Annotated in this window: 18 protein-coding genes and 2 pseudogenes; 14 read left to right on the top strand and 6 right to left on the bottom strand. The window is 65.4% G+C overall.

Features of this window, described 5'->3' with window-relative positions; all coding sequences use genetic code 11:
• Positions 1 to 94 precede the first annotated feature (94 nt).
• The 3 genes and pseudogenes from XI02_RS03115 to XI02_RS03105 all read right to left on the bottom strand — a co-directional run.
• Entirely contained in the window at positions 95 to 751 is a 657-nt protein-coding gene (locus XI02_RS03115; RefSeq protein ID WP_069279235.1) for a glutathione S-transferase family protein, read from the bottom strand.
• Positions 751 to 1,767, bottom strand: a pseudogene (locus XI02_RS03110) (acyl-CoA dehydrogenase family protein); the annotation flags it as partial. The gene XI02_RS03115 and the pseudogene XI02_RS03110, both read right to left, overlap by 1 nt.
• Positions 1,759 to 2,880: pseudogene (locus XI02_RS03105) on the bottom strand (acyl-CoA dehydrogenase family protein); the annotation flags it as partial. The pseudogenes XI02_RS03110 and XI02_RS03105, both read right to left, overlap by 9 nt.
• Positions 2,881 to 3,095: 215 nt before the next feature.
• Here XI02_RS03105 and XI02_RS03100 point away from each other — a divergent pair.
• Both XI02_RS03100 and XI02_RS03095 read left to right on the top strand, forming a co-directional pair.
• Positions 3,096 to 4,637 carry a long-chain fatty acid--CoA ligase gene (locus XI02_RS03100; RefSeq protein ID WP_172645999.1) on the top strand — a complete coding sequence of 514 codons (1,542 nt, stop codon included), beginning with the start codon at positions 3,096 to 3,098 and terminating at the stop codon, positions 4,635 to 4,637.
• 125 nt (positions 4,638 to 4,762) lie between these two features.
• On the top strand, positions 4,763 to 5,983 hold the full coding sequence (locus tag XI02_RS03095; protein WP_018269465.1) for an ABC transporter substrate-binding protein: 1,221 nt from the start codon (positions 4,763 to 4,765) through the stop codon (positions 5,981 to 5,983).
• A 272-nt stretch (positions 5,984 to 6,255) separates the two neighbouring features.
• Here the strand turns inward: XI02_RS03095 and XI02_RS03090 are convergent, their stop codons facing one another.
• Positions 6,256 to 7,020 (bottom strand): helix-turn-helix transcriptional regulator, encoded by a 765-nt coding sequence (locus XI02_RS03090; protein WP_172646000.1) that lies wholly within the window; start codon positions 7,018 to 7,020, stop codon positions 6,256 to 6,258.
• 253 nt (positions 7,021 to 7,273) lie between these two features.
• Between XI02_RS03090 and XI02_RS03085 the strand changes: the two genes are divergently transcribed.
• The 3 genes from XI02_RS03085 to XI02_RS03075 all read left to right on the top strand — a co-directional run bounded on the left by XI02_RS03085 (position 7,274) and on the right by XI02_RS03075 (position 12,737).
• A complete protein-coding gene (locus XI02_RS03085) occupies positions 7,274 to 9,487 on the top strand; it encodes a marine proteobacterial sortase target protein (RefSeq protein WP_370143923.1) in 2,214 nt (737 codons plus the stop codon).
• Positions 9,488 to 9,753: 266 nt separating this feature from the next.
• Positions 9,754 to 10,344 (top strand): class GN sortase, encoded by a 591-nt coding sequence (locus XI02_RS03080; protein ID WP_172646002.1) that lies wholly within the window; start codon positions 9,754 to 9,756, stop codon positions 10,342 to 10,344.
• Between the two features lie 170 nt (positions 10,345 to 10,514).
• A complete protein-coding gene (locus XI02_RS03075; protein WP_194483367.1) occupies positions 10,515 to 12,737 on the top strand; it encodes an acetate--CoA ligase family protein in 2,223 nt (740 codons plus the stop codon).
• Between the two features lie 161 nt (positions 12,738 to 12,898).
• On the opposite strand, the gene XI02_RS03070 is transcribed toward XI02_RS03075, so the two are convergent.
• Entirely contained in the window at positions 12,899 to 13,660 is a 762-nt protein-coding gene (locus tag XI02_RS03070; protein WP_172646004.1) for a trypsin-like serine protease, read from the bottom strand.
• Positions 13,661 to 14,076: 416 nt separating this feature from the next.
• Here XI02_RS03070 and XI02_RS03065 point away from each other — a divergent pair, with 416 nt between their 5' ends.
• Positions 14,077 to 14,751, top strand: a complete 675-nt coding sequence (locus XI02_RS03065) for a response regulator transcription factor (protein ID WP_016842274.1) — start codon at positions 14,077 to 14,079, stop codon at positions 14,749 to 14,751.
• Between the two features lie 225 nt (positions 14,752 to 14,976).
• Here the strand turns inward: XI02_RS03065 and XI02_RS03060 are convergent, their stop codons facing one another.
• Positions 14,977 to 15,213: a hypothetical protein gene (locus tag XI02_RS03060; protein WP_172645824.1), complete on the bottom strand. Its 237-nt coding sequence runs from the start codon at positions 15,211 to 15,213 to the stop codon at positions 14,977 to 14,979.
• Here XI02_RS03060 and XI02_RS03055 point away from each other — a divergent pair.
• The 8 genes from XI02_RS03055 (at position 15,172) to XI02_RS03020 (ending at position 23,113) form a co-directional block, all read left to right on the top strand.
• Complete coding sequence (locus tag XI02_RS03055; protein ID WP_246783607.1) at positions 15,172 to 17,556, top strand: S8 family serine peptidase; 2,385 nt, start codon at positions 15,172 to 15,174, stop codon at positions 17,554 to 17,556. The genes XI02_RS03060 and XI02_RS03055 overlap by 42 nt on opposite strands.
• A gap of 172 nt (positions 17,557 to 17,728) precedes the next feature.
• Positions 17,729 to 17,920 carry a hypothetical protein gene (locus XI02_RS03050; protein ID WP_016842276.1) on the top strand — a complete coding sequence of 64 codons (192 nt, stop codon included), beginning with the start codon at positions 17,729 to 17,731 and terminating at the stop codon, positions 17,918 to 17,920.
• A 56-nt stretch (positions 17,921 to 17,976) separates the two neighbouring features.
• Entirely contained in the window at positions 17,977 to 18,156 is a 180-nt protein-coding gene (locus tag XI02_RS03045; protein ID WP_172646005.1) for a hypothetical protein, read from the top strand.
• Between the two features lie 36 nt (positions 18,157 to 18,192).
• Positions 18,193 to 18,534, top strand: coding sequence for a hypothetical protein (locus XI02_RS03040; RefSeq protein ID WP_172646006.1), 342 nt, complete (start codon positions 18,193 to 18,195; stop codon positions 18,532 to 18,534).
• 97 nt (positions 18,535 to 18,631) lie between these two features.
• The gene (locus tag XI02_RS03035; protein WP_172646007.1) at positions 18,632 to 19,318 is read left to right on the top strand and encodes an isoprenylcysteine carboxylmethyltransferase family protein; all 687 of its coding nucleotides are present in this window, start codon (positions 18,632 to 18,634) and stop codon (positions 19,316 to 19,318) included.
• Between the two features lie 155 nt (positions 19,319 to 19,473).
• Complete coding sequence (locus XI02_RS03030) at positions 19,474 to 20,106, top strand: HAD-IA family hydrolase (protein ID WP_172646008.1); 633 nt, start codon at positions 19,474 to 19,476, stop codon at positions 20,104 to 20,106.
• Positions 20,107 to 20,563: 457 nt separating this feature from the next.
• Positions 20,564 to 21,511, top strand: a complete 948-nt coding sequence (locus XI02_RS03025) for a MoxR family ATPase (RefSeq protein WP_026192123.1) — start codon at positions 20,564 to 20,566, stop codon at positions 21,509 to 21,511.
• Positions 21,512 to 21,736: 225 nt separating this feature from the next.
• Positions 21,737 to 23,113 carry a VWA domain-containing protein gene (locus XI02_RS03020; protein WP_172646009.1) on the top strand — a complete coding sequence of 459 codons (1,377 nt, stop codon included), beginning with the start codon at positions 21,737 to 21,739 and terminating at the stop codon, positions 23,111 to 23,113.
• Positions 23,114 to 23,128 lie beyond the last annotated feature (15 nt).

Genomic DNA, 23,128 nt, shown 5'->3' with positions numbered 1-23,128 from the left:
CTTTGGGCCGCTGCGGCAGAGCTACCATAACGCAAATTCGAGGCCTGTCACCGATGTGCTGGATCAATTCCGGGACACATCGACGCTTCCGAGATCAGGGCCGCGCCCGCGGCGCAACGTTCTGTTCCTGCCCGGCTTTTTGCTCCGCCGCCACCGCGCGCTGGTAGCCGTCGCGCTGCTGCAGCCGCGCCCAATAGGCCGCGACATTAGGCCCGAAATCCTTGGCGAGACCGATATTGCTGGCAAGCCGCAGCGCATAACCGTTCGTGATGTCGGCCGCCGTGAAGCGTTCCGCGCAGAGGAATTCCGACTTCGCGGCGGCAGCTTCCACCGCGCGCAGCCGGCCCAGGAACCATTTTGCATAATCGCCCGAGACCTGCGGGTTGCGCCGCTCCTCCGGTTCGAGCTGGCTGTAGCGGAGCACCAGCGTCTGCGGAAAGGTCAGCGTCGCATCGGAAAAATACATCCAGTTCAGGAACGCGCCATAGGCCGGCTCGTCGACACCGACAATCAGCGGCGTCGGGCCATATTTGGTGCCGAGATAATGGCAGATGCCTGACGACTCCGTCATCCTGGTCTCGCCATCGATCATGAACGGGATGGTGCCGAGCGGATTGATGCCGAGATATTCCTTGGCGAACACGCGCGGCGGGAACGGCAGCATCTTCAGCTCATAGGGCAGCCCAAGCTCCTCCAGCATCCACAGCGGACGGAACGAGCGCGCGGCGTCGCAGTGATAGAGCGTGATCATCAGGCGTTTCCCTTTTGCTTCAGGCCAGGCAGCGTGCCCATCATCTTGCACAATACCATGAGCATGACCTCGTCGGCGCCGCCGCCGATCGAGGTCAGGCGGCTGTCGCGATAGGCGCGGCTGACCGGCGTCTCGTTGGTGAAGCCCATGCCGCCCCAATATTGCAGGCATGCGTCGGTGAGCTCGCGGCCGAGCCGGCCGGCCTTCAGCTTGGCCATGGTCGCGAGCCGCGTCACGTCCTCGCCCGCGACCAGCGCCTCGCCGGCACGATAAATCAGCGAGCGCAGCAGCTCGACCTCGGTCTGCATTTCCGCGAGCTTGAAGTGCACCACCTGATTGTCCAGGATCGAGCCGCCGAACGCCTTGCGGCCGCGGGTGTAGTCGATGGTCTGGTTGATGATGAATTCATGCGCCTTCAGGCAGGCCGCCGCACCCCACAGCCGCTCCTCCTGAAACTGGATCATCTGGTAGGTGAAGCCCTGGCCCTCCTCGCCGATCCGGTTGCGCTTCGGCACCCTCACATTGTCGAAGAAGATCTGCGCGGTGTCGGAGGAGCGCATGCCGAGCTTGTCGAGCTTGCGCGCGACCTGCACGCCCCTGGTCTTCATCGGCACGCAGATCAGCGACTTGTTGCGGTGGACCTGACCGTCGCTGGTATTGGCCAGCAGGCAGATCCAGTCGGCCTGGGTGCCGTTGGTGATCCACATCTTGCCGCCATTGATGACGTAGTCGTCGCCGTCGGAGCGCGCATGGGTCTTGATCGAGGCGACGTCGGAGCCGGCGCCGGGTTCGGAGACGCCGATACAGGCGACCTGGTCGCCGGCGATCGAGGGCACCAGGAATTCGCGCCGCACCTCGTCGGAGCCGAACCGCGCCAGCGCCGGCGTCGCCATGTCGGTCTGCACCCCGATCGCCATCGGCACGCCGCCGCAGGTGATCGCCCCGAGCTCCTCGGCCATCATCAGCGCGTAGGAATAATCCAGTCCCTGACCGCCGAACTCGACCGGCTTGTTGAGGAGATCCTTCATGATCTCCTCGGTGCCGCCGCCGATCGCGTTGACCTTGACCTCGCGGTAGATGCGTTCGACCTTGACGCCGCGCATGAAGCCGGCGCCGCCGAAGATCTGCACCGCCTCGGAAGCGCAGTGCGCCATGGTCTGCGTCGCCTGGTTCTTCATCATGCAGATCTCGGCGACCGGGCTTTCGCCCTGGCCGAGCCGCCAGGCCAGCATTTCCAGCATCGCCTGCGAGGCCGCGACCTTCTGCGCCATGTCGACGATCTTGTGCCTGATCACCTGGTGTTGGGCGATCGGCTTGCCGAACGTCTTGCGCTCCTTGGCATAGGCGACCGCCTCGTCGAGGCAGACGCGCGCATAGGCGGTGCAGCTCGCCGCCATGCCCATGCGCTCGCTGTTGAAGTTCTGCATGATGATCTTAAAGCCCTGCCCCTCCTCGCCGATCAAGTTCTCGACCGGCACGCGGCATTCGTCGAAATGAAGTGTCGCGGTATCCGACGCCCACCAGCCCATCTTCTTCAGCTTGGTGCGGGAGAGGCCCGGCGTATTGCCTTCAATCAACAGCAGGCTGACGCCGCCGGGGCCCTCGCCGCCGGTACGCACCGCAACCGTCAGGTAGTCGGCCCGCATGCCCGAGGTAATGAAGGTCTTCTCGCCGGAGACGACGTAATGATCGCCCTCGCGCCGCGCCCTGGTGCGCAGGTTCGCGACATCGGAGCCGCCGCTCGGCTCGGTGATCGCGAGCGCGGAGATCTTCTTGCCCGCGAGCACCTCCGGCAGCACCCGCGCCTTGACCTCGGGCCGCGCGGCGCGGGCGATCGGCGGCGAGCCGATGGTGTGGCTCATCAGGCTCGAGGAGACGCCGCCGGCGCCGGCCTGCGCCAGCTCCTGCGAAGCCACGATCTTCATGAACTGGTCGGCGGCGATGCCGCCATACTCTTCGGGGAAGCCAAGACCGAGCAGCCCGATCGCGGATGCCTTGGCATAGAGTTCGCGCGGAAACTCGCCGTCTTCGTCCCATTGATGGGCATAAGGCTCGATTTCCCTGGCAACAAAGCGCCGCATCACCTCGCGAAAGGCCTCATGCTCGCCGGTGTAGAACGGGTTTGCCATCCGCATGCTCCGTTGATTCTTCCCGTCGACGATGTCCGGATTTCTCCCGGTTCACTTGCGTCGAGTGGCTGCCATCGGTGCCGGCGTCCGGTCCGGCGATCTGCCAGCCAATAAACGCAAGACAGTATCCTAATACGCCCCCTCCACTGCCAATTCATGGCATCAATTGAGCCAGGAACAGGCGGCGCAAGACTGCCGTTCCGGAGGAGGGAAATTTGCCGGTTCGTTATTACGACTGGATCGCGCATCATCGCCGGCGCACGCCGGACAAGATGGCGCTTGTCGATCTCGCCAGCGGACGCCGCTTCAGCTATGCGGAGCTCGACGCCCGCGTGTCGCGGCTTGCGGCCTGGCTGCGCGATGGGCTCAAGGTTGCCAGCGGCGACCGCGTCGCGGTGCTGGCACTGAACACGACGGATACGCTGGAAGTACAGTTCGCCTGCTTCCGGATCGGCGCGATCTTCCTGCCGCTCAACACCCGCCTCACCGTTCCCGAGCTGCGCTACATCACCGGCGACGCCGCGCCGAAGGTGATGATCCACGACAACGATCTCGCCGAGACCGCGCTTGCGGTGGCCAAGCTCTGCGATGTCGCTGCGACCGTGAGGCTCGGCCCCGGCGGCGCCTATGAGGCTGGCATCGCGGCAGCCACGCCGCTCGAGCGGTTCGAGGAGGTCATGCTCGATGACATCTCGACCATCATGTACACCTCGGGGACGACGGGTCAGCCGAAGGGCGCGATCATTACGCATGGGATGACGTTCTGGAATTGCGTCAATCTCGGCGGCCCCGCGTACATCTCGCCGGCCTCGGTGCTGCTCACGGTGCTGCCGCTGTTCCACACCGGCGGGCTGAATTGCTACACCAACCCGGTGCTGCATGCCGGCGGCACTGTACTGATCATGCGCGCCTTCGATCCCGGCGAGGCGCTGAAGCTGATCGGCGACCCGGCGCAAGGCATCAACGTATTCTTCGGCGTCCCCGCGATCTACCAGTTCATGGCGCAGCATCCGGCCTTCGCATCAGCGGATTTCAGCCGCCTCGTCATCGGCGGCGTCGGCGGCGCGCCGATGCCGGTGCCGTTGCTCAAGACCTGGGAGGCGCGCGGCGTCGCGCTGCAGCAGGGCTACGGCATGACCGAGACCTCGCCGGCGGTGATGGTGCTCGACCGCGAGGATGCCGCGCGCAAGGCCGGCTCCTCCGGCAAGCCGGTGCTGCACACCGAGGTCCGCATCGTGCGGCCCGACGGCAGCGACGCCGCAGTCGGCGAGCTCGGCGAACTCTGGGTCAAGGGTCCGAACATCACGCCGGGCTACTGGAACAGGCCGGACGCCAACGCCTCCTCCTTCACCGACGGCTGGCTGCACACCGGCGACGCCACGCGGATCGACGAGGAAGGCTTCTACTACATCGTCGACCGCTGGAAGGACATGTACATCTCGGGCGGCGAGAACGTCTATCCGGCCGAGGTCGAGAGCGTGCTGCATCAATTGGCCGCCGTCGCCGAGGCCGCTGTGATCGGCATCCCCGACGAGCAATGGGGCGAAGTCGGCATGGCGATCATTGCCGTAAAGCCAAGCCATTCGCTGACCCCGGCCGAGGTCCACGCGCATTGCCAGGCCAATCTGGCGCGGTTCAAGTGCCCGCGCCTGATCGAATTCATCGAGGTCCTGCCGCGGAACGCGACAGGCAAAATTCATAAGCCGACGCTCCGGCAACAATTCAGCCGGCCGAAGCCAACCGATACCGCGGCGTGAGCCAGACGCGCGCCGCGCGTTCCGGAATTCGCCGCGACAAGGATTACCCCGTTGCCGTCTGCCGGGACCGGCTGCGGGTTCGTTGCGTAAGTCCCCAACCAAGATCAATCGAGGAAATTGCCTTTATGAAAACAACAACACTGCCGCTGCTGGCGGCCGCCACGGCGCTCTGCCTGCTCTCCACCCAGGCCGCCTTTGCTCAAAAGAAATATGATACCGGCGCCTCCGACACCGAGATCAAGATCGGCAATGTCGAGGCCTATAGCGGTCCCGCGTCCGCCTATGGCGTCATCGGCAAGACCGAAGAAGCCTATTTCAAGATGATCAACGACCAGGGCGGCATCAACGGCCGCAAGATCAACTGGATCTCCTATGACGACGGCTACTCGCCGCCGAAGACCGTGGAGCAGATCCGCAAGCTGATCGAGAGCGACGAAGTCTTCCTGGTGTTCAACGCGCTGGGCACGCCGACCCAGACCGCGGTGCAGAAGTATCACAACGCCAAGAAGGTGCCGCAGCTGTTCCTCGCTACCGGCGCCAGCAAGTGGAACGATCCGAAGGATTTCCCTTGGACCATGGGTTTCCAGCCGAGCTATCGCGTCGAGGCGCGGATCTTCGGCAAGTACATCCTGAAGGCCAAGCCGGATGCCAAGGTCGCGATCTTCTATGCCAATGACGATTTCGGCAAGGACTACCTGGTCGGCTTGAAGGAGATCCTCGACAAGTCGAGCGTCAAGATCGTCGCCGAAGAGAGCTACGAGACCACCGAGCCGTCGATCGACTCCCACATCGTCAAGCTGAAGGACACCGGCGCCGACGTATTCGTCAACATCTCGACGCCGAAATTCGCGGCGCAGGCGATCAAGAAGATCGCCGAGCTCAACTGGAAGCCGGTGCAGGTGATGACCGACGTCTCGATCTCGATCGGCGCGGTCATGAAGCCCGCCGGGCTCGAGGCCTCGGAAGGCGTGCTGTCGGCCGGCTATCTGAAGGACGCGTCCGATCCGCAGTGGAAGAATGATGAGGGCATGAAGAAGTTCATGGCCTTCGCCGAGAAGTACATGCCGGGCGCCAACCTCGCCGACGCCAATCTGGTCTATGGCTACGCCGCGGCGCAGACCATGGTGCAGGTGCTGAAGCAGGCCGGTGACAACCTGACGCGTGAAAACGTGATGAAGCAGGCCGCCAGCCTCAAGGACTTCACGCCCGACACGCTGATCCCCGGCATCCGGATCAACACCAGCGCGACCGACTTCGCGCCGGTCGAGCAGCTTAAGATGATGCAGTTCAAGAACGGGCAGTGGGAGCTGTTCGGCGACATCATCAGCGCCGAGACCGGCGGCTAGCGCAGCGCAGGACGCCCACATCAGCCATCGCGAAGCCGCCCATCCGGGCGGCTTCGTTGTTTTTACGGATCGCTGGTGATGCCGAGCCGAGCGACGCGCAAGCTATCTCGCCGTCACCCTGAGGAGCCGCGAAGCGGCGTCTCGAAGGGTCGACGGCCCGGTCGGTGGCCGTGCATCCTTCGAGACGCGCTACGCGCTCCTCCAGCGACAAGGGCGAAGCCTTTGCGCGGGGATGACGGGATTGGCATCGTGAAGTTGACGTAGCCGGTCGATTATCCCGGCAAAAAGATCGCGAACGGCTCGTCGATCGTGCGACGCAGATGCTCGCGATAGGCGGCGTAGTTCGCGTCATCCGCCGACACCCGGCCGAGGCTCGGCTTGGGCACGTTCTTCACCGGCAGGAACGCGATCGGCGCGGCGACCGGCGTCAGCAGCGAGCCGCGGCCGGCGAGCAAGGTCGTGATGATGCCGTACATCTCGCCGGAATTGCGCGGGCGCGACACCGTGATCACGCGATGCTGGCCGTGTCGGTTGGTCACGAGGTAGACGAAGCCGGACTCATTGGGCACCGCCACCTCGCCATACTGGGTGTAATCGGCATCTTGCCGTTCGCCCTCGCGAAAGCCGAGCGACGATGACGCTTCGTCCCAGGTAATCTCGGTGCGATAGGCATAGAGCGCGCCCTGTTCGCCGAACGACGGACGCACCGTGATGTAGGTGCCCTCGATCCGCGCCACCGCGCGGCGCGAATAGGATCCGAGGCTGTCGGGCGCGATCCCGCCATTGGCGGGTGCGGCCACCGTGATCGTCTCCGGCAGCCTGCGCAGGGACACACCGAGCGCCTGCTCCAGCCGCACCGTGGTCGCCAGCGTGAACGGGCGGCGGCCGCCGAGCACCTTTTCCAACGTCGAGAGGCTCAGCTTCGCCTGCTCGGCCAGCGCCTGCCGCGAGATTCGGCGGCGCGCGATTTCCTCGCGAATGGTCTCCGCGACCTGCCGGCTCTGCTCGGCGGACAGCTGCTTGTCAGGCGTCGGCATCCAGATTCCTGCCCGGTTCCCCTTGATTCCGCGCAGTCTAGCAGACCGCACAACCCATCACAAAACCGCACAAACCCGCCTCCCGCGGCGGCGGGCCGCGCCGGACCGCGGCCAATCATTGCCGATCATTCTGCTCGCGCCAAAACCGCCGTTCTCCATGATCGCGAGGCAGCGAAAGCCTCGCTCGGGAGTGACGAAAATGACGATTTACGATGCATGTGAGAGCAGCCCGCAGATCCGCCTGTCGCGCAGGATGCGCATTGCGCTGTTCTTCCTGGTGGAAGGTGTGGCCGCGCTGGTGATCGGCTTTGCGGCCTTATTCGTGAGTTTCGATCCGGTGTGGTCGGCCGAGCTGCCGCAACAGGCGGTGCTGCGGCCAAGCGATGCGCGCTCCGGCTCGCTGCTGTTCAAGACCGACGATGGCTACAGGGATGCGCTCAGGCTCGGCGTCGATGTCGACCTCACGGTGTCGGGCCCGACCGTCCGCGCCCGCGTCACGCAGATCTTCCGCAACCCGACCAAGGACTGGGTGGAGGCGACCTATGTCTATCCGCTGCCGGCGGGCGGCGCGGTCGACACGCTGAAGATGGTGGTCGGCGACCGCGTCGTGGTCGGCGACATCAAGGAGCGGCAGCAGGCTCGCGCGATCTATGAGCAGGCCAAGCAGAACGGCCAGAAGGCCGCGCTCACCGAACAGGAGCGGCCCAACATCTTCACCAATTCGGTCGCCAATATCGGCCCCGGCGAAACCGTGCTGGTGCAGATCGAGTATCAGGAGCCGGTGCAGCAGAACGGCAGCGAATTCTCGCTGCGGGTGCCGATGGTGGTCGGCCCACGCTACAATCCGCGCCCGGTGGTGCAGAGCGTCGACCTTCGCGCTGACGGCAACGGCTGGGGCACCACCGATCCGGTGCCGGACCGCGACCGCATCTCCTCCGAAGTGCTCGATCCCGCCCAGAATGCGCCGGTCAATCCAACCAACGTCACGGTGCACCTCAACGCCGGCTTCCCGCTCGGCGAGGTGAAGAGCCATTTCCATCAGGTCAGGATCGAGAGCCCCGACAGCACCACGCGCATCGTCAAGCTCGCCGAAGGCCCGGTGCCGGCCGATCGTGATTTCGAGCTGACCTGGAAGCCGGCCGCCGAGAAGGCGCCGTCGGTCGGGCTGTTCCGCGAGCATGTCGGCAATTCCGACTATCTGCTCGCCTTCGTCACCCCGCCGTCGGTCGAGCAGGCGCAGCAGAAACCGTTGCCGCGCGAGGTGATCTTCGTGATCGACAATTCCGGCTCGATGGGCGGCACCTCGATCATCCAGGCCAAGGCGAGCCTGACTTACGCGCTCGGTCGCCTGCAGCCGACCGATCGCTTCAACGTGATCCGGTTCGACGACACCATGGATACACTGTTTCCGGCACCGGTCGCGGCCAACAGCGCCAATATCGGCAACGCGACGGCGTTCGTCAGCGCGCTGCAGGCCCGCGGCGGCACCGAGATGGTGCCGGCGATGCGCGCGGCGCTGTCAGACACCAACCACGACGACGCCAATTACGTCCGGCAGGTCGTGTTCCTGACCGACGGCGCCATCGGCAACGAGCAGCAATTGTTCGAGACCATCAGCGCGCTCCGCGGCCGCTCGCGGGTGTTCATGGTCGGGATCGGCTCGGCGCCGAACACCTATCTGATGACGCGCGCCGCCGAGCTCGGCCGCGGCACCTTCACCCATATCGGCTCGGTCGAGCAGGTCGACGAGCGCATGCGCGGCCTGTTCGCCAGGCTCGAGAACCCGGCGGTGACGAACCTCTCGGCGAAATTCTCCGAGGCGACGGCCGATCTGACGCCGTCGGCGCTGCCCGACGTCTATCGCGACGAGCCGCTGGTGCTGGCCGCCAAGCTCGACAAGCTGACCGGCTCGGTCGAGATCAAGGGCCGCATCGGCGACCGTCCGTGGAGCGTGACGCTGCCGCTCGCGAATGCCGCCGAGGGCAAGGGCCTGTCGAAACTGTGGGCGCGCCGCAAGATCGCCGATGCCGAGGTGGCGCGCACCACGCGACAAGAGAGTCCCGAGGACGCCGACAAGACCATCCTCGCGCTGGCGCTGGAGCATCAGCTCGTGACGCGGCTGACCAGCCTTGTCGCGGTCGACAAGACGCCGAGCCGTCCCGAAGGCGAGCCGCTGAAGTTGAGCGAACTCCCGCTCAACCTGCCCGCCGGCTGGGATTTTGCGAAGCTGTTCGGCGAGCGCCCGAGTCTGCCGGCCGTCCCGGGCGAGCGGCGCGCCGACGGTGGCGACGGCAAGGTGCAGCTCGCTGCGCTGAAGCGGTCACCGGTCGCCACGCAAGCTCCCGGCACGATCCAGCTGCCGAAGACCGCGACCGATGCGGAGCTGAAGATGATCGCGGGCGTGATCCTGCTCACGGTCAGCCTTCTTCTCCTGGTGTTCAACCGGCGTCAGACGTCGCCCCAATGACGTCGGATGAAAGGAGGAGGCGCCCCCCAACCTCCTCCTTCAAGAACGCGCGCGGCCTTCCACCCGTCCCCCAAGGGCCGCGCGCGCAGCTTCTCCCGCCCGAGGAAGGCATCGCGCGAATTTCCAACCCTCACCCTGAGGAGCACGCGAAGCGGGCGTCTCGAAGGGCGAGGCCACCGGACCGGCCTCATCCTTCGAGACGCGCTGCGCGCTGCTCGGGATGAGGGTCAGACAGTCGCTTCTCGCAATGGCCAGAGCAGAACAAAATGCCCCGCTTCATTCCACCCATCGCGTTCGCCCTCATCGGCCTGATCCTGTTCGGCCAGGGCGCCTATATCCACGCCAAGGCGCTGCTCGCGCAGGTGCTGCTGGAGCGCGCCTTCGCACAAAGCATCGCGACCGGCCAGCCGGTGAAGCCGTGGAGCTGGGCCGATACCTGGCCGGTGGCGCGGATCGAGGTGAAGCGCCTGCACGCGTCCGCGGTCGCGCTTGCCGGCAGCAGCGGCCAGGCGCTGGCGTTCGGCCCCGGCCATGTCGAACAGACCGTCGATGCCGGCGAGCGGGGCGTGGCGGTCTATTCCGCACACCGTGACACGCATTTTCGCTTTCTCAGGGATGTCACAATCGGTGACGAGATCGACGTCACACGAAGCGACGGCAAGATGTTTCGCTATCGGGCCGATCGCAGCTCGGTGGTCCGCTTCGATCAATCGGGGGTAGATCCGATTACTGACCGACATGAACTTGTGCTATCGACCTGCTGGCCGTTCGATGCGCTGACATCGGGGCCCGAGCGTTATCTGTTGCACGCGACCTTGATCGAAACGGATACGCGCCCGCGCGAATCGGGTTCCTGATACGCAATCAATTTTGCGCCTGCCGGGATATTGCGCGCGGTGGCCAGACCTGCGCCGGCATGAGTTGCTACCCCCTTTCCCTCGCCATAAAAACAATGAAAAATCGCGCGCCTCACGGTGATCCGCCGTGGCCACAGGAAACAACGACAACAAGGATAAGGGCAGGCTCCATGGAAGCTTTCGCAAGCACCGCGTCTCATGTGTCCCACAAATGGGCGCCGCCCGCGGACGCCAGCGATATCGTCAAGAGCATCCACGCGATGCTGCATCCGCGCAACATCGTGCTGGTCGGCGCCACCGACAAGCCCGGCAATTACGCCGAACGGATCTGGAACAATCTGGTCAAATACGGCTACGCCGGCGGCCTCTATCCGATCAACGCCAAGCGCGAAGCGATCTGGGGCGTCACCTGCTACAAGGACTTCGCCAGCCTTCCCGAAAAACCCGACCATGTGCTGGTTCTGGTGCCGGCCCGGTTTGCGGTACAGGTGATCCGCGATGCGGCCGCGGCCGGCGCGCGCTCGGCGACCATCGTCACCTCCGGCTTCAGCGAATTGCAGGATGAAGAGAGCCAGCGGCTCGCGGTCGAGCTGAAGCAGGCGATCAAGGAGACCGGGCTTGCGGTCACGGGCCCGAACTGCCTCGGCAATCTCAGCGCCGGCGAGAACCTGTTCACCAATATCGACGACCGCATCGTCACCATGGAGCAAGGCGCGGTGGCGATCGCCGGGCAGTCCGGCGCGATCGTGATGGCGATCCGGCAGGCGCTGGAGGATCGCGGCGTCGGCGTCGGCTACATGGTCACGACCGGCAACGAATCCGGGCTCGAGACCCCGGACCTGATGAGCTATTTCGCCGCCGATCCGAGCATCCGCGTCATCGTGGTCTATCTCGAAGGCGTCAGGAACACGAAAGTGTTCCGCGATGCCTGCAAGGCCGCGCGCGCCGCCGGCAAGCCGGTGATCGCGCTCAAGCTCGGCGCCTCCGAAGGCGGCCGTGCCGCGGCGATGGCCCATACCGGCGCGCTTGCCGGCTCGATCGAGACCTTCGATGCGATCTCGACCCGCGAAGGCGTGATCCGGGTGCGCGGGCTGGATGAACTGATCGAGACCACCGAGTGCTTCGTCCATGCCGATCCGCCGAAGGGCAATCGCCTCGCGGCGGTGTCGCTGTCGGGCGGCAAGCGCGGCCTTCTGATCGACGCGTTCTATTCCGCCGGGCTGAACTTCGCGCCGCTGAGCCCGAACGCCTCGGAGCAGCTGGCGAAGATGCTCGGCCCCGGCAGCATCGTCGGCAATCCGCTCGACGCGGGATTCGCCGCAGTGGTCGATCCCTCCGTCTACATGAAGTCGATCAAGATCATGATCGACGATCCCGACACCGATATCGTCATCATCGATGCCGAGCTGCCGAAGGCGCCGCACGAGCTGCGCGAGCGCAATTTGCGCATCGTCAACGAGATGGCGGGCCAGGCCAACAAGCCGGTGATCTATATCAGCGCGATGTCGATCGGCTTCACCGAATTCACCAAGGGGCTGCGCAAGTCGCTGCCCGATATCGCGGTCATGCAGGGCCTCGACCGCGCGGTCGGCGCGATCAAGTCGCTGATCGAATATGCCGGCCTGCGCAAGGAGGTGCCCGATATCGCGTCGAGCTCGAAGGCATCGGCGCGCGCGGTGCTGGAGAAGACGCTGAAGGCCGCCAACGGCGCCGCCGCGCTCGACGAGGTCGCCTCGAAGAAGCTGCTCAAGGCCTATGGCATCCCGATCTCAAGGGAAGAGGTTGCGCAGACCGCGGCCGAGGCCGTGAAGATCGCCAACCAGATCGGCTTCCCGGTGGTCGCCAAGGTGGTCAGCCCCGACATCCTGCACAAATCCGATGTTGGCGGCGTGGTGCTGAATCTCGCCAGTGCGGCCGAGGTGAAGAAGGCGTTCAACGACATCACCGCGCGGGTGAAGAAGTTGAAGGGCAAGCCGAAGCTCGAAGGCATCCTGATCGCGCAGCAGGTCAAGGCCGACCTCGAGCTCGTGGTTGGCGCCTCGCTCGACGCTGAGATGGGCCCCGTCGTGCTGTTCGGCACCGGCGGCGTCGATATCGAGCTGATGAAGGACGTTGCGCTCGCCGGCGCGCCGCTCGACGCCGCCGAAGCGAAGGAGCTGATCGCCAGGACCAAGGCCGGGGTCAAGATGAAGGGCTATCGCGGCAAGCCGGCGCTGCACGAGCCGTCGGCGGTGAAGGCGCTGGTCGGTCTTTCCAACCTGATGGCCGACGCCAATGGCCGCATTGCCTCGATCGACGTCAACCCGTTCCTGATCAACAGCAAGCTCGGCGTCGCCGTCGACGGCCTGATCGTGCTGAACAACGCCGCCGCGAACAAGGCCGCGGGGCATTAGGTTCGGCGCGAATTCATCACCGTCATCCTGAGGTGCGAGCGGAGCGAGCCTCGAAGGATGCACGGCCCGGCTGGTGGCCGTCGATCCTTCGAGACGCCGCTTCGCGGCTCCTCAGGATGACGGAACTTTGAGCACGTCAGCGCTTCGACCGCTACCGTGCGCTAAAAGCTCGCGCCCCACTGCCGCGCGGTCTGCATCACCCAGTCGCGATAAAGTGTCAGCGGCGTCACGCCGGTGATGCCGCCGCAGCCGGCGGCGCCGTTCGGCCCCGTCGACCAGCTCACCACGCCGACGATCGCAGGGCCGCCCTGCTTGTCCTCGAACACCGGCGCGCCGGAATCGCCGGTGCAGGCCCCGAGCCCTTCGCGCACGCCCTGCCCGACCGGATCGACGAGACGGATCTGCAACGTGCCCGGCTTGCCGCTCGCGATCAGGCCGGCGACGCGCGTGGCGCCACCGCTTTTGCCGTCACCGCGCACGGTGACGCCGACGCCCGCGATGGTGAAGCGGCCGCCGACCTGGATCGGAATGTTTGGCATGCCGAGCGCGGCCGGCGCCTTGCCTGCGGCCGGCGCCGCGAGCTGCAGCAGCGCGACATCGGCGGTCGCGACATGATTGGTCATCGCCTGCATCCGGAAGCCGGGATGGATCGCAACCGTCCTGACGTCCTGCAGCTTCGGCTGCGTGTCCGCGCCATATTCGACGATCTTGTAATCGGCGCCGGGCTGCACGCAATGCGCCGCGGTCAGCACGACCTTCGGCGCGATCAGCGCGCCGGTGCAGAAATTGCCGCGCGAGCCGACGATGGTGACGACGGAGCGCGCAACGCCATCCGTCGACGGCGCGCCGCCGCCGACGATGGCCAGCGCCGGCGTTGCCACCAACAGGCTAAGAAAAGCCGTCGCTCGAATTACGCTCGTCATGGAACCCCGTCGGTCTGCTTCTGAATCGAGCCCATTCGAGCCGCGGCATCGCGTCGCTCGCACCCGGCTCTGGAGAACACGCAATATTGTACAGAGCATCCAGGCCTGCATGCGTCAATTGTCTAAATATCTAGGCGTCGATCACTACGGCGTTGAAGTCGCCGCCGGAATCCAGCACCGCCATCGCGCGCCGGCGCCACACATCGACGTCTGTCGCGAGACGCACCATGTCGGATCGCGCGCCTCATGTGAACTGCGTCTCTTGATTGCCTGCATCGGGGTCGTAATTTCGGCGTGATACTAATACAACCTCCGGCAGCATATCGCATACTTACTTTCATGACTTTCTGGATGCCGGTGCCGTTGATCTCAACACGGCGTTTCCATCCGCCATTTCGTTGAGTTAGAGGATAATGATGAGGATAGCGGTCGTCACGCCGATCAGGCTGTTCAGCGAGGGGCTTACCTCGAGTTTCCAGAACCACGCCGAGTTTGCGATTGCGGCGGCGGTGTCCGATCTCGCCGGCCTGCGCGAGACCCTCGAGACCGGCAGTGTGAATGTCATTCTGATCGACGTCACACAGGGTATCGATCTCGATGAAGTGCGCGTGATTGCCAGCGATCATGCGGATGTCGCGCTGGTGGCGCTCGGTCTCAACGAAGATCGGCGCGACGTGGTCCGCTGCGGCCGGGCCGGTTTCAGCGGCTACATCTCCCGGAACGCCAGCTTCGATGAGCTATGCCGCGCGCTGTCGGACGTGGCATCGGGGCGGCTCGCCTGCAGCGCCGAGATTTCCGGCGGCCTGCTGCGCGCGCTGTTCTGCATGGAACGTCAGACGGATACGATCGACGCGGACCAGGGACTGACGCGCCGCGAAGGCGAGGTTCTCAAGCTGATCGGACAAGGCATGTCGAACAAGGAGATCGCGCGCGATCTCAATCTCAGCCTTGCGACGGTCAAGCACCACGTCCATCACGTGCTGCAGAAGCTCGGCCTGCCGCGCCGGGCACAGGCGATGCGACGGGTGCGCGAAGCACCGTGGATCGCATCATCGGCAGCGATCCCCGATCGGGCCCGCGAGCTCGACTGACACCAGCATCCCGAATTCCGTGTTCGGCCGACGCGCAGACGCGTTCGCGGACCGGCGCGCAGATGCACACGTGTTTGCCCGGACGCGCACAATGGTGCGGCGAGATCGGTCCCGACTAAACCCTTCGATCGATCGTCCGAGGCGCAGGATCGATCTCATGGACCGATCGATCCGTATCGTCGGCTCGATCCTTTCTGATCCACCGCGGCGAATAGGCCTTAGGCGTCACAGCTGCCACAACTGCACCAACGCAACGACCTGCCGCTCTGCTGGATCGCTGCGTGAAAGCAAATTGCCGCGGAAGATGGATTGGCTGCACGGATTTGCGGCAGGCCGGTCGGGATTGATTTCATGAATCCAGTTGCCGACATCGCTGGTCTGGCTGCCTTGTGGCAGAAAACGTCGGGCGGCGACCCCGCGGTGAAGATCGCGATCATCGACGGCCCCGTCGATCTCAATCATCCTTCGCTCCGGCAGGCCCGCGTCGCCAGCGGCGGCGAGTTCGTTGCACCGGCTTCGCCGATGATCCAGTCCGAGCACGGCACGCATGTGACGAGCGTGCTGATGGGCACGCCCGGCAGCCCGGTGCTCGGCGTCGCGCCGAATTGCAGCGCGACCGTGTTCTCGATCTATCGCGAGAATGCCTCCGGGCAGATCGAGCCGTCCTCGCAAAGCACCCTGGCGCTCGCGATCAACCAGGCGCTCGCCGCCGGTGCCGACGTCATCAATATCAGCAGCGGCCAGCAATCCGCGACCGGTCAGGCCGACCGCATTCTGGTCGACGCGGTCCGCGCCTGCGAGCGCGCCGGCAAGCTGATCGTCGCCGCTGCAGGCAATGACGGATGCCGCTGCGTCCAGGTGCCGGGCAGCCTCGCTTCGGTGCTTGCGGTCGGCGCGTGCGATCCGGCAGGCAATCCGCTGCCCTTCAGCAATTTCGGCGACGCCTATCTCGAGAACGGCATCCTCGCGCCGGGCGAGAACATCGCCGGCGCCTCGCCGGTCCGCAATATCAGCCTGCGCTCCGGAACGAGTTTCGCGGCGCCGATCGTCACCGGCGTCGTCGCCCTGCTGCTCTCATGCCTGCGCCGGACCGGACGCAAGGCCGATCCGCAAGCCGTCCGTGCCGCGCTGCTCGAAAGCGCGGTGCCCTGCCGCAGCGACGGCAGCGCCTCGCGCTGTCTCGCCGGGCGGCTCGATATTCCCGCGGCTGTCGCCGCCCTGCTTGGCGAGCAGGCGGACGCCGTCATGCCGTCGGGTGCCACGGCCGCGGCTCCCCATTTCCGGGGAGTGTCCGCGCGCCCTTTCGTCCAACCGTCATCCGCCGCTCAGCCAACTGCAACCAGAGAGGGTTCCATGGGAGATCTATCAGCAATGTCTGCACCATCGGCTCCGCGCATATTCGGGCCGGACGGCTCGGTTCTGCGCAGCAGCGCCGGGATCATGCCAAGCGAAGCGCAGCCTGCTGCGCCGGCAGCGCCTGCGGCCGTCGCCGCGCCCGTTGATCACGGCGTCGCCGCCGCGCCGATCGCAGCGCCGGCGCCCTATCCGTATCACGCCCCTCATGCGGGCGGCGACATGGTCTGGATGCCGACGCCGGCACCGCAGTTGATCATGCCGCCGATGATGATGCCGCAGATGGCGATGCCGGCGACCGGCATGATGCCGCAAGCCTGGCTGCAGCCGCAGCAGCTGCCTGCGCTGATGCCGAGCAACGCGCTTCCCGTCGCGATGCCGCAGGCGCTGCCGATGTACGAAGCCCCCGCGGTTCGCACCAGCGAGAAGAGCTGCGGCTGTGGCGGCGGCCTGCGTCCGCAGGGCGCCGCGGCGGAATCCACCGGACAGCTCGCGTTCCCGATCGGCCGGCTGTTCTACGACTTCGGCAAGGAGGCGCGCCTCGACTACTTCGTGCAGGCCATCGCCAATTGGCGCGACAGCCTGATCGGACGCGGCGATCCGGCGTTCGGGCCGGAGCGCGACCGCTCCGGCGATACCTCGGCGCCGTACAATCCGGCGATCATGGCGCGCTATCTGTTGAACCAGGCCGAAGGTGAGAGCGCGACACCGAGCGGCTCGGGCAACAACTTCCCGGATGCCGATGCCATCATCTGGACGATGACGATCGACTCGATCCCGATCTATGCGGTCAAGCCGCTCGATGTGTTCGGTCTCGGATTCTTCGCCGCGCTGATCCTGGCGCTCTGGCATCAGGAGGTCTCGCATGACGATCCATCGAACACCCGAACGGTGGTCCCGGCAGCGCGCGGCGGCGACGATACGCCACCGACCACGCCCCCGGCTTTCCCGCCGCGCGGCGGTGTTGCGCGGATTTCGATGGCCGGCTGGGTCGACAGCGCCAACACGACCAAGCTCCTGAACGGGACCGTCGTGCCGACGCTGGTGACCGACTGGCGCGGTTTCTATCAGTGGGATCTCTACACGCTGTTCGGACCCGATCCCGACACCTGGCCGGCCGGCGCGGAAGGCTTCCTCGAGCGGATCTACAACGAGTTCCGCAATGTCGGCCTCTCGCCGCAGGATCGCGCGCTGAACTATTCCGCGATGAATGCATACAACACGCGGAAGATCTTCACCGACGTCGCCAAGAAGGGCTTGCGGCTCGATACCGTCGAGGTCGACCAGAGCGTCATCTGCCGCCCGGACTCGGTTTGTCACGACGTGACTTACCGCTTCTTCAATCCGACCCAGGTCCTGACCCAGGCGCGCGAAGTCTATCAGTACACGATCGACGTGAGCGACGTGGTGCCGGTGGCGGTCGGACCGCTGCGGCAGTGGCAGGTCTATTGACGCGATTGCTCCTCTGCGTCCGGAGGAGATCAGAACGTGGCGCGAATGCGTCACGTGGTCCAGGGGATCGACGTGATGAGCGATCCCCTGGGCGACGTCCAGCGACGGCTGCCCCGGTCGGTGCCCACCTCCCGTAGTTGCCGTCAATTCAAACCGAAAGAAGGAGCTGAACATGTACGCAAGGAACGACTTTGAGACCTTCGGCAGCGTGCGTAGCCCGATCCAGTGTGAGGGCATCGAGCGCGGTCCGAAGCGGATTGCCGACGTGGCGACCAACGGGTCGGTCAACCCGCAGGGTTGGGGAGAAATCCTCGGCGGCGTCGCGCAGGCGCTGCCGGGTGTCCTCGGCGCCTTCGGCATCTGATCGCCAAACTCGGGGCCCGGCGCTGTCGGGCCCCACCCCGCCTCGAGGAGGCCGACATGATGCAGAGATCCACAGCCAGGAGCCCACAGCAACAGCAGCAGAACGGTCGCCGGATCGAGCCATCCGGCAAGATCGTCGTGTCGTCAGTCGTGAGCCACGCCTCGCTGATCGCCGCGATCAGCGACCGCAACCCGATCATCGCCAAACGCACCACATCCGACGAAGACAAGTCCTGACGTCGTCGTCATCACCGAACCTATGGAGCCGATGCCATGGCAAAACCGCCCCGCAAATCCGGATCCGACAGCGCCGCCTCGCCGCCGCCGGCGGAAGCACCTTCCGCAGCGTCACGCATGGCCCAGGCGCGGCGCCCGATGGAGGCCGCTGTTGTCGCCCGTCCGAAGATCGCCACCACTCCCACTCCGCCGACAACGCCGACCTATCTGGCGCCGCCGCAGGGCCCCGGGGCTCCGCAGCAGATGCGCCATGATGGCTCACCGCATTCGGAGGGGCGGCTCAACACCGCGATGAAGATCCTGCTCGATCCCGCGGCGCGCGCGCTGCCGAGCAAGGTCTATTCCGGACAGGCGCGAAACTGGACCCGCAGACCGTAATCGGCTTTGCGCGCCGAGCAGGCCGCGATCCGCAACCACGCACGCAACGGCCCGCCCGATCCGGCGGCGCGGCCGTTGCCGTTCGCCGGAGAGAAACATGAACGAGAACGGCAATCCCCCTCGCGTCAATCTGCGCCGCGCCGCCTTCACATCTGTTGGCCTCGGCACATTCCTGTTTCTCGCGGCCGGCACGCTGCGATGGGCCGGCGCCTGGACGTTCCTGCTCGAGATCACGATCGGCGGGCTGATCACCGAGGCCTGGCTCGCCCGGCATGATCCGGGGTTGCTGGCGGAGCGGCGCACCGCACGCGGCCAGGCCGGATGGGATCGCGTCATCACGACGATCATGCCGCTGCTGTGGCTGGCATGGCTGCCGCTGATGGCGCTCGACGCAGTCCGCTACCAGACATCCATCGTGCCCTTCTGGTTGCAATGCGCCGGCGCCGTGATGATCGCGGCATCGTTCTATATCGTCTACCGGACCTACCGCGAAAACAGCTACGCCGCGCCGGTCGTGAAGATCCAGCGCGAGCGCGGGCATGCGGCGGTGACTACCGGACCCTACGCCTATGTGCGGCATCCGATCTATGCCAGCGGCCTCCTGACCTATGTCGGCACGCCGCTGCTGCTGGGATCCTGGTATGGCCTTGCCATCGTGCCTGTGATGGCGGCGCTGCTCGGCTTGCGGTCGTTGATGGAGGAGCGGATGCTGACCGCCGAGCTCGACGGCTATGCCGAGTATCTCGCGCGGGTGCGCTATCGCCTGGTGCCGATGGTCTGGTGAGCTGGTTCCGCGTGGCGGATTTTTGCCGCGAACTGGCGGCTTGCCTGATCGGCGGCAATTCCAATAAAGAAGGCTGGACGCGCGTTTCCCTGTTGTCCTGCAATCGGCCGGACGATCCGAGGCGAAGCCGCCGCTTTGCAACGGGCAGGACTTTGATGATCGAAGCAGTGATCTGGGATTTCGGCGGCGTGTTGACCACCTCGCCGTTCGAGGCGTTCGCACGCTATGAGACCGAGCGCGGCCTGCCGATCGACATCATCCGCCGCACCAACGCTGCCAATCATCTCGAGAACGCCTGGGCCAAGTTCGAGCGCGCCGAGATCGATATCGACGCATTCGACGTGCTGTTCGCGACGGAATCGAAGGCGCTCGGCGCCGAGGTGCGCGGCAAGGACGTGCTGCCGCTGCTCTCCGGCGACCTCCGCCCCGAGATGGTCGAGGCGCTGAAGCGCATCAAGGCGAAATTCAAGACCGGCTGCATCACCAACAATCTGCCGGCGAATGCGATCGGCAGCCGCAGCGGACGTACGCTCTATGTCGCCGAGGTGATGGCGCTGTTCGACCACGTCATCGAGTCCGCGAAGATCGGCCTGCGCAAGCCCGACCCGCGCATCTACCAGATGATGGTGGAGACGCTGCAGGTGAACCCGAAGAACTGCGTCTATCTCGACGATCTCGGAGTCAATTTGAAGCCGGCGCGCGAGATGGGCATAACCACGATCAAGGTCGCGAATGCCGCGCAGGCGATCGGCGAGCTTGAAGCCGCGACCGGCCTCACGCTGAGGTGAAGCGGGTTACGCAGCCGGCACGACCAGATGCAGCTTTGCATGGCGCATGCGTATCTGGACTGCCTGAAGTAGGCGATCGACCAGAAGATCGTTGGCCCGCAGCGCAAGGAATTCGTCGAGAGCTGCGCGGGTTGACGGTAGCCGGGCTACGAGACTGTTCTCCTTCCCCCTGAAAGGGGGAAGGTCGGGATGGGGGTCAGCCGCAGACACCGGTGTTAATGGAGAGAGTAGATCCCCACCCGCTTTGCTCTGGCGAGCAAAGCGACCTCCCCTTTTCAAGGGGAGGTTCGAACCACACGCTAACAACTGTATTTGCGCTTGGCGGAAATACCCCGGAACCATTGCGCTAACGCCAGCCTTTAGCCCTCATGCCTTTGCGGGCCAAACGAGCCTTGTGCTTTGCCCGCAACGGGCGCAGAACAGGTCCGAGTTCAAGGTAAATTCGGAGCTGATCCTCGTGGCTGACACCAGGCCCACCGCCTCGATCGAGACCGTGGAAAGCGGCCTCGCCGCGCAAGGCTATATTGCGAGCCGGCAGATCGCGACCGCGGTCTATCTGTCGCAGCAGATCGAGAAGCCGATCCTGGTCGAGGGCCCTGCCGGCGTCGGCAAGACCGAGCTGGCGAAGGCGATCGCCGCCTGGCGCGGCATGAAGATGATCCGCCTGCAATGCTATGAGGGCCTCGACGAGGCCAAGGCGCTGTATGAGTGGAAATACGCCAAGCAGCTGCTCTACACCCAGATACTGAAGGACAAGCTCGGTGAGGTGCTCGGCGGCGCGCAGTCGCTGGCCGCGGCGCTCGATCAGCTCCACACCTTCGGCGACGTGTTCTTCTCCAAGGAATTCGTCGAGCCGCGGCCGCTGTTGCAGGCACTGGAGCAGCCCGCCGGCTGCGTGCTGCTGATCGACGAGATCGACAAGTCGGATGCCGAATTCGAATCGCTGCTGCTGGAAATCCTCTCGGACTTCCAGGTCACGATCCCCGAGCTCGGCACCGTCTCCGCAGTGGCGCCGCCGACCGTGATCCTGACCTCGAACAGCGAGCGCGATCTTGGCGACGCCTTGAAGCGGCGCTGCCTGCATCTGCACATCGGCTTCCCCGAGCAGAAGCTGGAAGAGCGTATCGTCGAGAGCCGGGTGCCCGGCATCTCGCAGACCCTGCGCAAGCAGATGGTCGGCTTCATCCACGAGATCCGCTCGCTGGACCTGAAGAAGCTGCCCTCGGTCAGCGAGGCGATCGACTGGGCGCGCGTGCTGGTGCTGCTGCAGGCCAGCGAGCTCGACCACGAGATCGTCAAGGACACGCTCAACGTGCTGCTGAAATACGAAGCCGATATCGAGGCCGCGACGCCGCAGATTTCGTCCTTCATCGCCAAGGCGTCGCGCCAGGGCGTGTTCAGCTAAAGCATGATGCGATTGGTTCGAACCATAGCCGAGAGCGAGCAGCGCCCCCTCTCCCGCTTGCGGGGGAGGGCTAGGGTGGGGGTTTCACCGCGAGTCATTTCGCGGAGAGAGCCCCCACCCGTATCGCATCTTTCGATGCGATACGACCTCCCCCGCAAGCGGGAGAGGTACAGCGAGCCTGCCGCCAGATCGACTGAACATCACTTTTTCTACCGATAGATCACCATGCGCGAGAACCTGCATCGCTTCTTTCGTGCGGCGCGGGGGGCCGGGGTCCGGGTCTCGCCCGCCGAAAGCATCGATGCGATGCGGGCGGTCGCCCAGGTCGGCTTTGCCGATCGCGACATCCTGCGCGACACCTTCCTGCTGACGCTTGCCAAGACGCAGGACGAGAAGCGCGCGCTCGGCGAATGCTTCGATCTGTTCTTCAGCCAGCCCGAGCCGAAGCAGGAGAACGCCGAGCAGAGCAAGACGGACGACGGCAGCGAATCCGACGCCAACCCATCGGCCGACGAGCATGGCGACGCGTCGGGCGGCGCCGCCAACGAGACTATCGGGCCGCTGGCGCAGATGCTGCTGTCGCAGGATCGCTCCGCGATATCGAGCGCGATCGCCAACGCCTCCGGCGCCGCCTCGCTGCCGGATATCCGCTACTTCACCCAGCGCGGCATCTTCCAGACCCGCATCCTCGATGCGATGGGCATCCAGCGCCTGCGCGACGACATCGACGACCTGACCGCGCGCAATCCCGCGCTCGCCGAACGGCTGCAGGAGGCGCTCAACGGCCTGCGCGGCACCGTTCGCGATGCGGTCTCGCAAGCCCTGCTGCTGTACGGGCGCGAGGAAGCGGAGAATTTGCGCAACGAGATCCTGCGCAACGCGCCGCTGGCACGGATCGAGCCGCGGCAGGTCGAGCAGATGCGCACGCTGATCCGCCAGATCGCGCGCCGGCTGCGCGAGCGCTATTCCAAGCCGCGCAAGCGCCAGCGCCGCGGCCATCTCGACGTCCGCCGCACGCTGCGCCGCAACGCGGCCTGGGGCGGCGTCCCCTTCCTCACCGCATGGAAGCGCAAGCATCGCGACCGGCCGAAGATCGTCGCGCTGTGCGACGTCTCCGGCTCGGTCGCCCGCGTCTCGGACTTCTTCCTGCTCCTGATCCACAGCCTGCACGAGGTGGTGGACGACGTCCGCTCGTTCGCCTTCTCGGGCCACCTGATCGAGGTCAGCGACATCCTGGAATCGAAATCGCCGGAAGAGGCGATGAAGGAGATCATGTCCAAGGTCGGCTTCGGTTCGTCCGACTACGGCAATTCCTTCGCCGATTTCGAGGACAACTGGATGAGCGCGATCACGCCGCAGACCACGGTGATCGTGCTCGGCGACGCCCGCAGCAACAATCTCGATCCGCGCGCCGACATCCTGCGCCGGATCGGCGAGCGCTCCAAGCGGCTGGTCTGGCTCAACCCCGAAGGCCGCATGGTCTGGGGTTTTGGCGATTCCGAGATGCCGCGCTACGCGACCTTCTGCAGCGTGGTGCGCCAATGCGCGACCGCGCAGCAGCTCGAGCGCGCCGTGTCGGATATCGTCGCGACGTATCAGTAGGCCGCCGGCCGCGCT

It is taken from the genome of Bradyrhizobium sp. CCBAU 21365, from assembly GCF_015291305.1.
GTDB classification, from domain to species: domain Bacteria; phylum Pseudomonadota; class Alphaproteobacteria; order Rhizobiales; family Xanthobacteraceae; genus Bradyrhizobium; species Bradyrhizobium elkanii.
Note: the sequence above shows the minus strand (reverse complement) of the source record. Positions and strands in the feature narration are given on the sequence as shown.

Coding starts and splice junctions, on each gene's coding strand:
- XI02_RS03115 (WP_069279235.1), bottom strand. CDS start 751: ATGATCACGCTCTATCACTGCGACGCCGCGCGCTCGTTCCGTCCGCTG.
- XI02_RS03090 (WP_172646000.1), bottom strand. CDS start 7,020: ATGCCGACGCCTGACAAGCAGCTGTCCGCCGAGCAGAGCCGGCAGGTC.
- XI02_RS03020 (WP_172646009.1), top strand. CDS start 21,737: ATGCGCGAGAACCTGCATCGCTTCTTTCGTGCGGCGCGGGGGGCCGGG.
- XI02_RS03080 (WP_172646002.1), top strand. CDS start 9,754: ATGCCCCGCTTCATTCCACCCATCGCGTTCGCCCTCATCGGCCTGATC.
- XI02_RS03095 (WP_018269465.1), top strand. CDS start 4,763: ATGAAAACAACAACACTGCCGCTGCTGGCGGCCGCCACGGCGCTCTGC.
- XI02_RS03035 (WP_172646007.1), top strand. CDS start 18,632: ATGAACGAGAACGGCAATCCCCCTCGCGTCAATCTGCGCCGCGCCGCC.
- XI02_RS03060 (WP_172645824.1), bottom strand. CDS start 15,213: ATGATTGAGATCGACGGGGCCGTCGATGATCGCGATCTTCACCGCGGG.
- XI02_RS03040 (WP_172646006.1), top strand. CDS start 18,193: ATGGCAAAACCGCCCCGCAAATCCGGATCCGACAGCGCCGCCTCGCCG.
- XI02_RS03030 (WP_172646008.1), top strand. CDS start 19,474: ATGATCGAAGCAGTGATCTGGGATTTCGGCGGCGTGTTGACCACCTCG.
- XI02_RS03050 (WP_016842276.1), top strand. CDS start 17,729: ATGTACGCAAGGAACGACTTTGAGACCTTCGGCAGCGTGCGTAGCCCG.
- XI02_RS03065 (WP_016842274.1), top strand. CDS start 14,077: ATGAGGATAGCGGTCGTCACGCCGATCAGGCTGTTCAGCGAGGGGCTT.
- XI02_RS03075 (WP_194483367.1), top strand. CDS start 10,515: ATGGAAGCTTTCGCAAGCACCGCGTCTCATGTGTCCCACAAATGGGCG.
- XI02_RS03085 (WP_370143923.1), top strand. CDS start 7,274: ATGCGCATTGCGCTGTTCTTCCTGGTGGAAGGTGTGGCCGCGCTGGTG.
- XI02_RS03045 (WP_172646005.1), top strand. CDS start 17,977: ATGATGCAGAGATCCACAGCCAGGAGCCCACAGCAACAGCAGCAGAAC.
- XI02_RS03070 (WP_172646004.1), bottom strand. CDS start 13,660: ATGACGAGCGTAATTCGAGCGACGGCTTTTCTTAGCCTGTTGGTGGCA.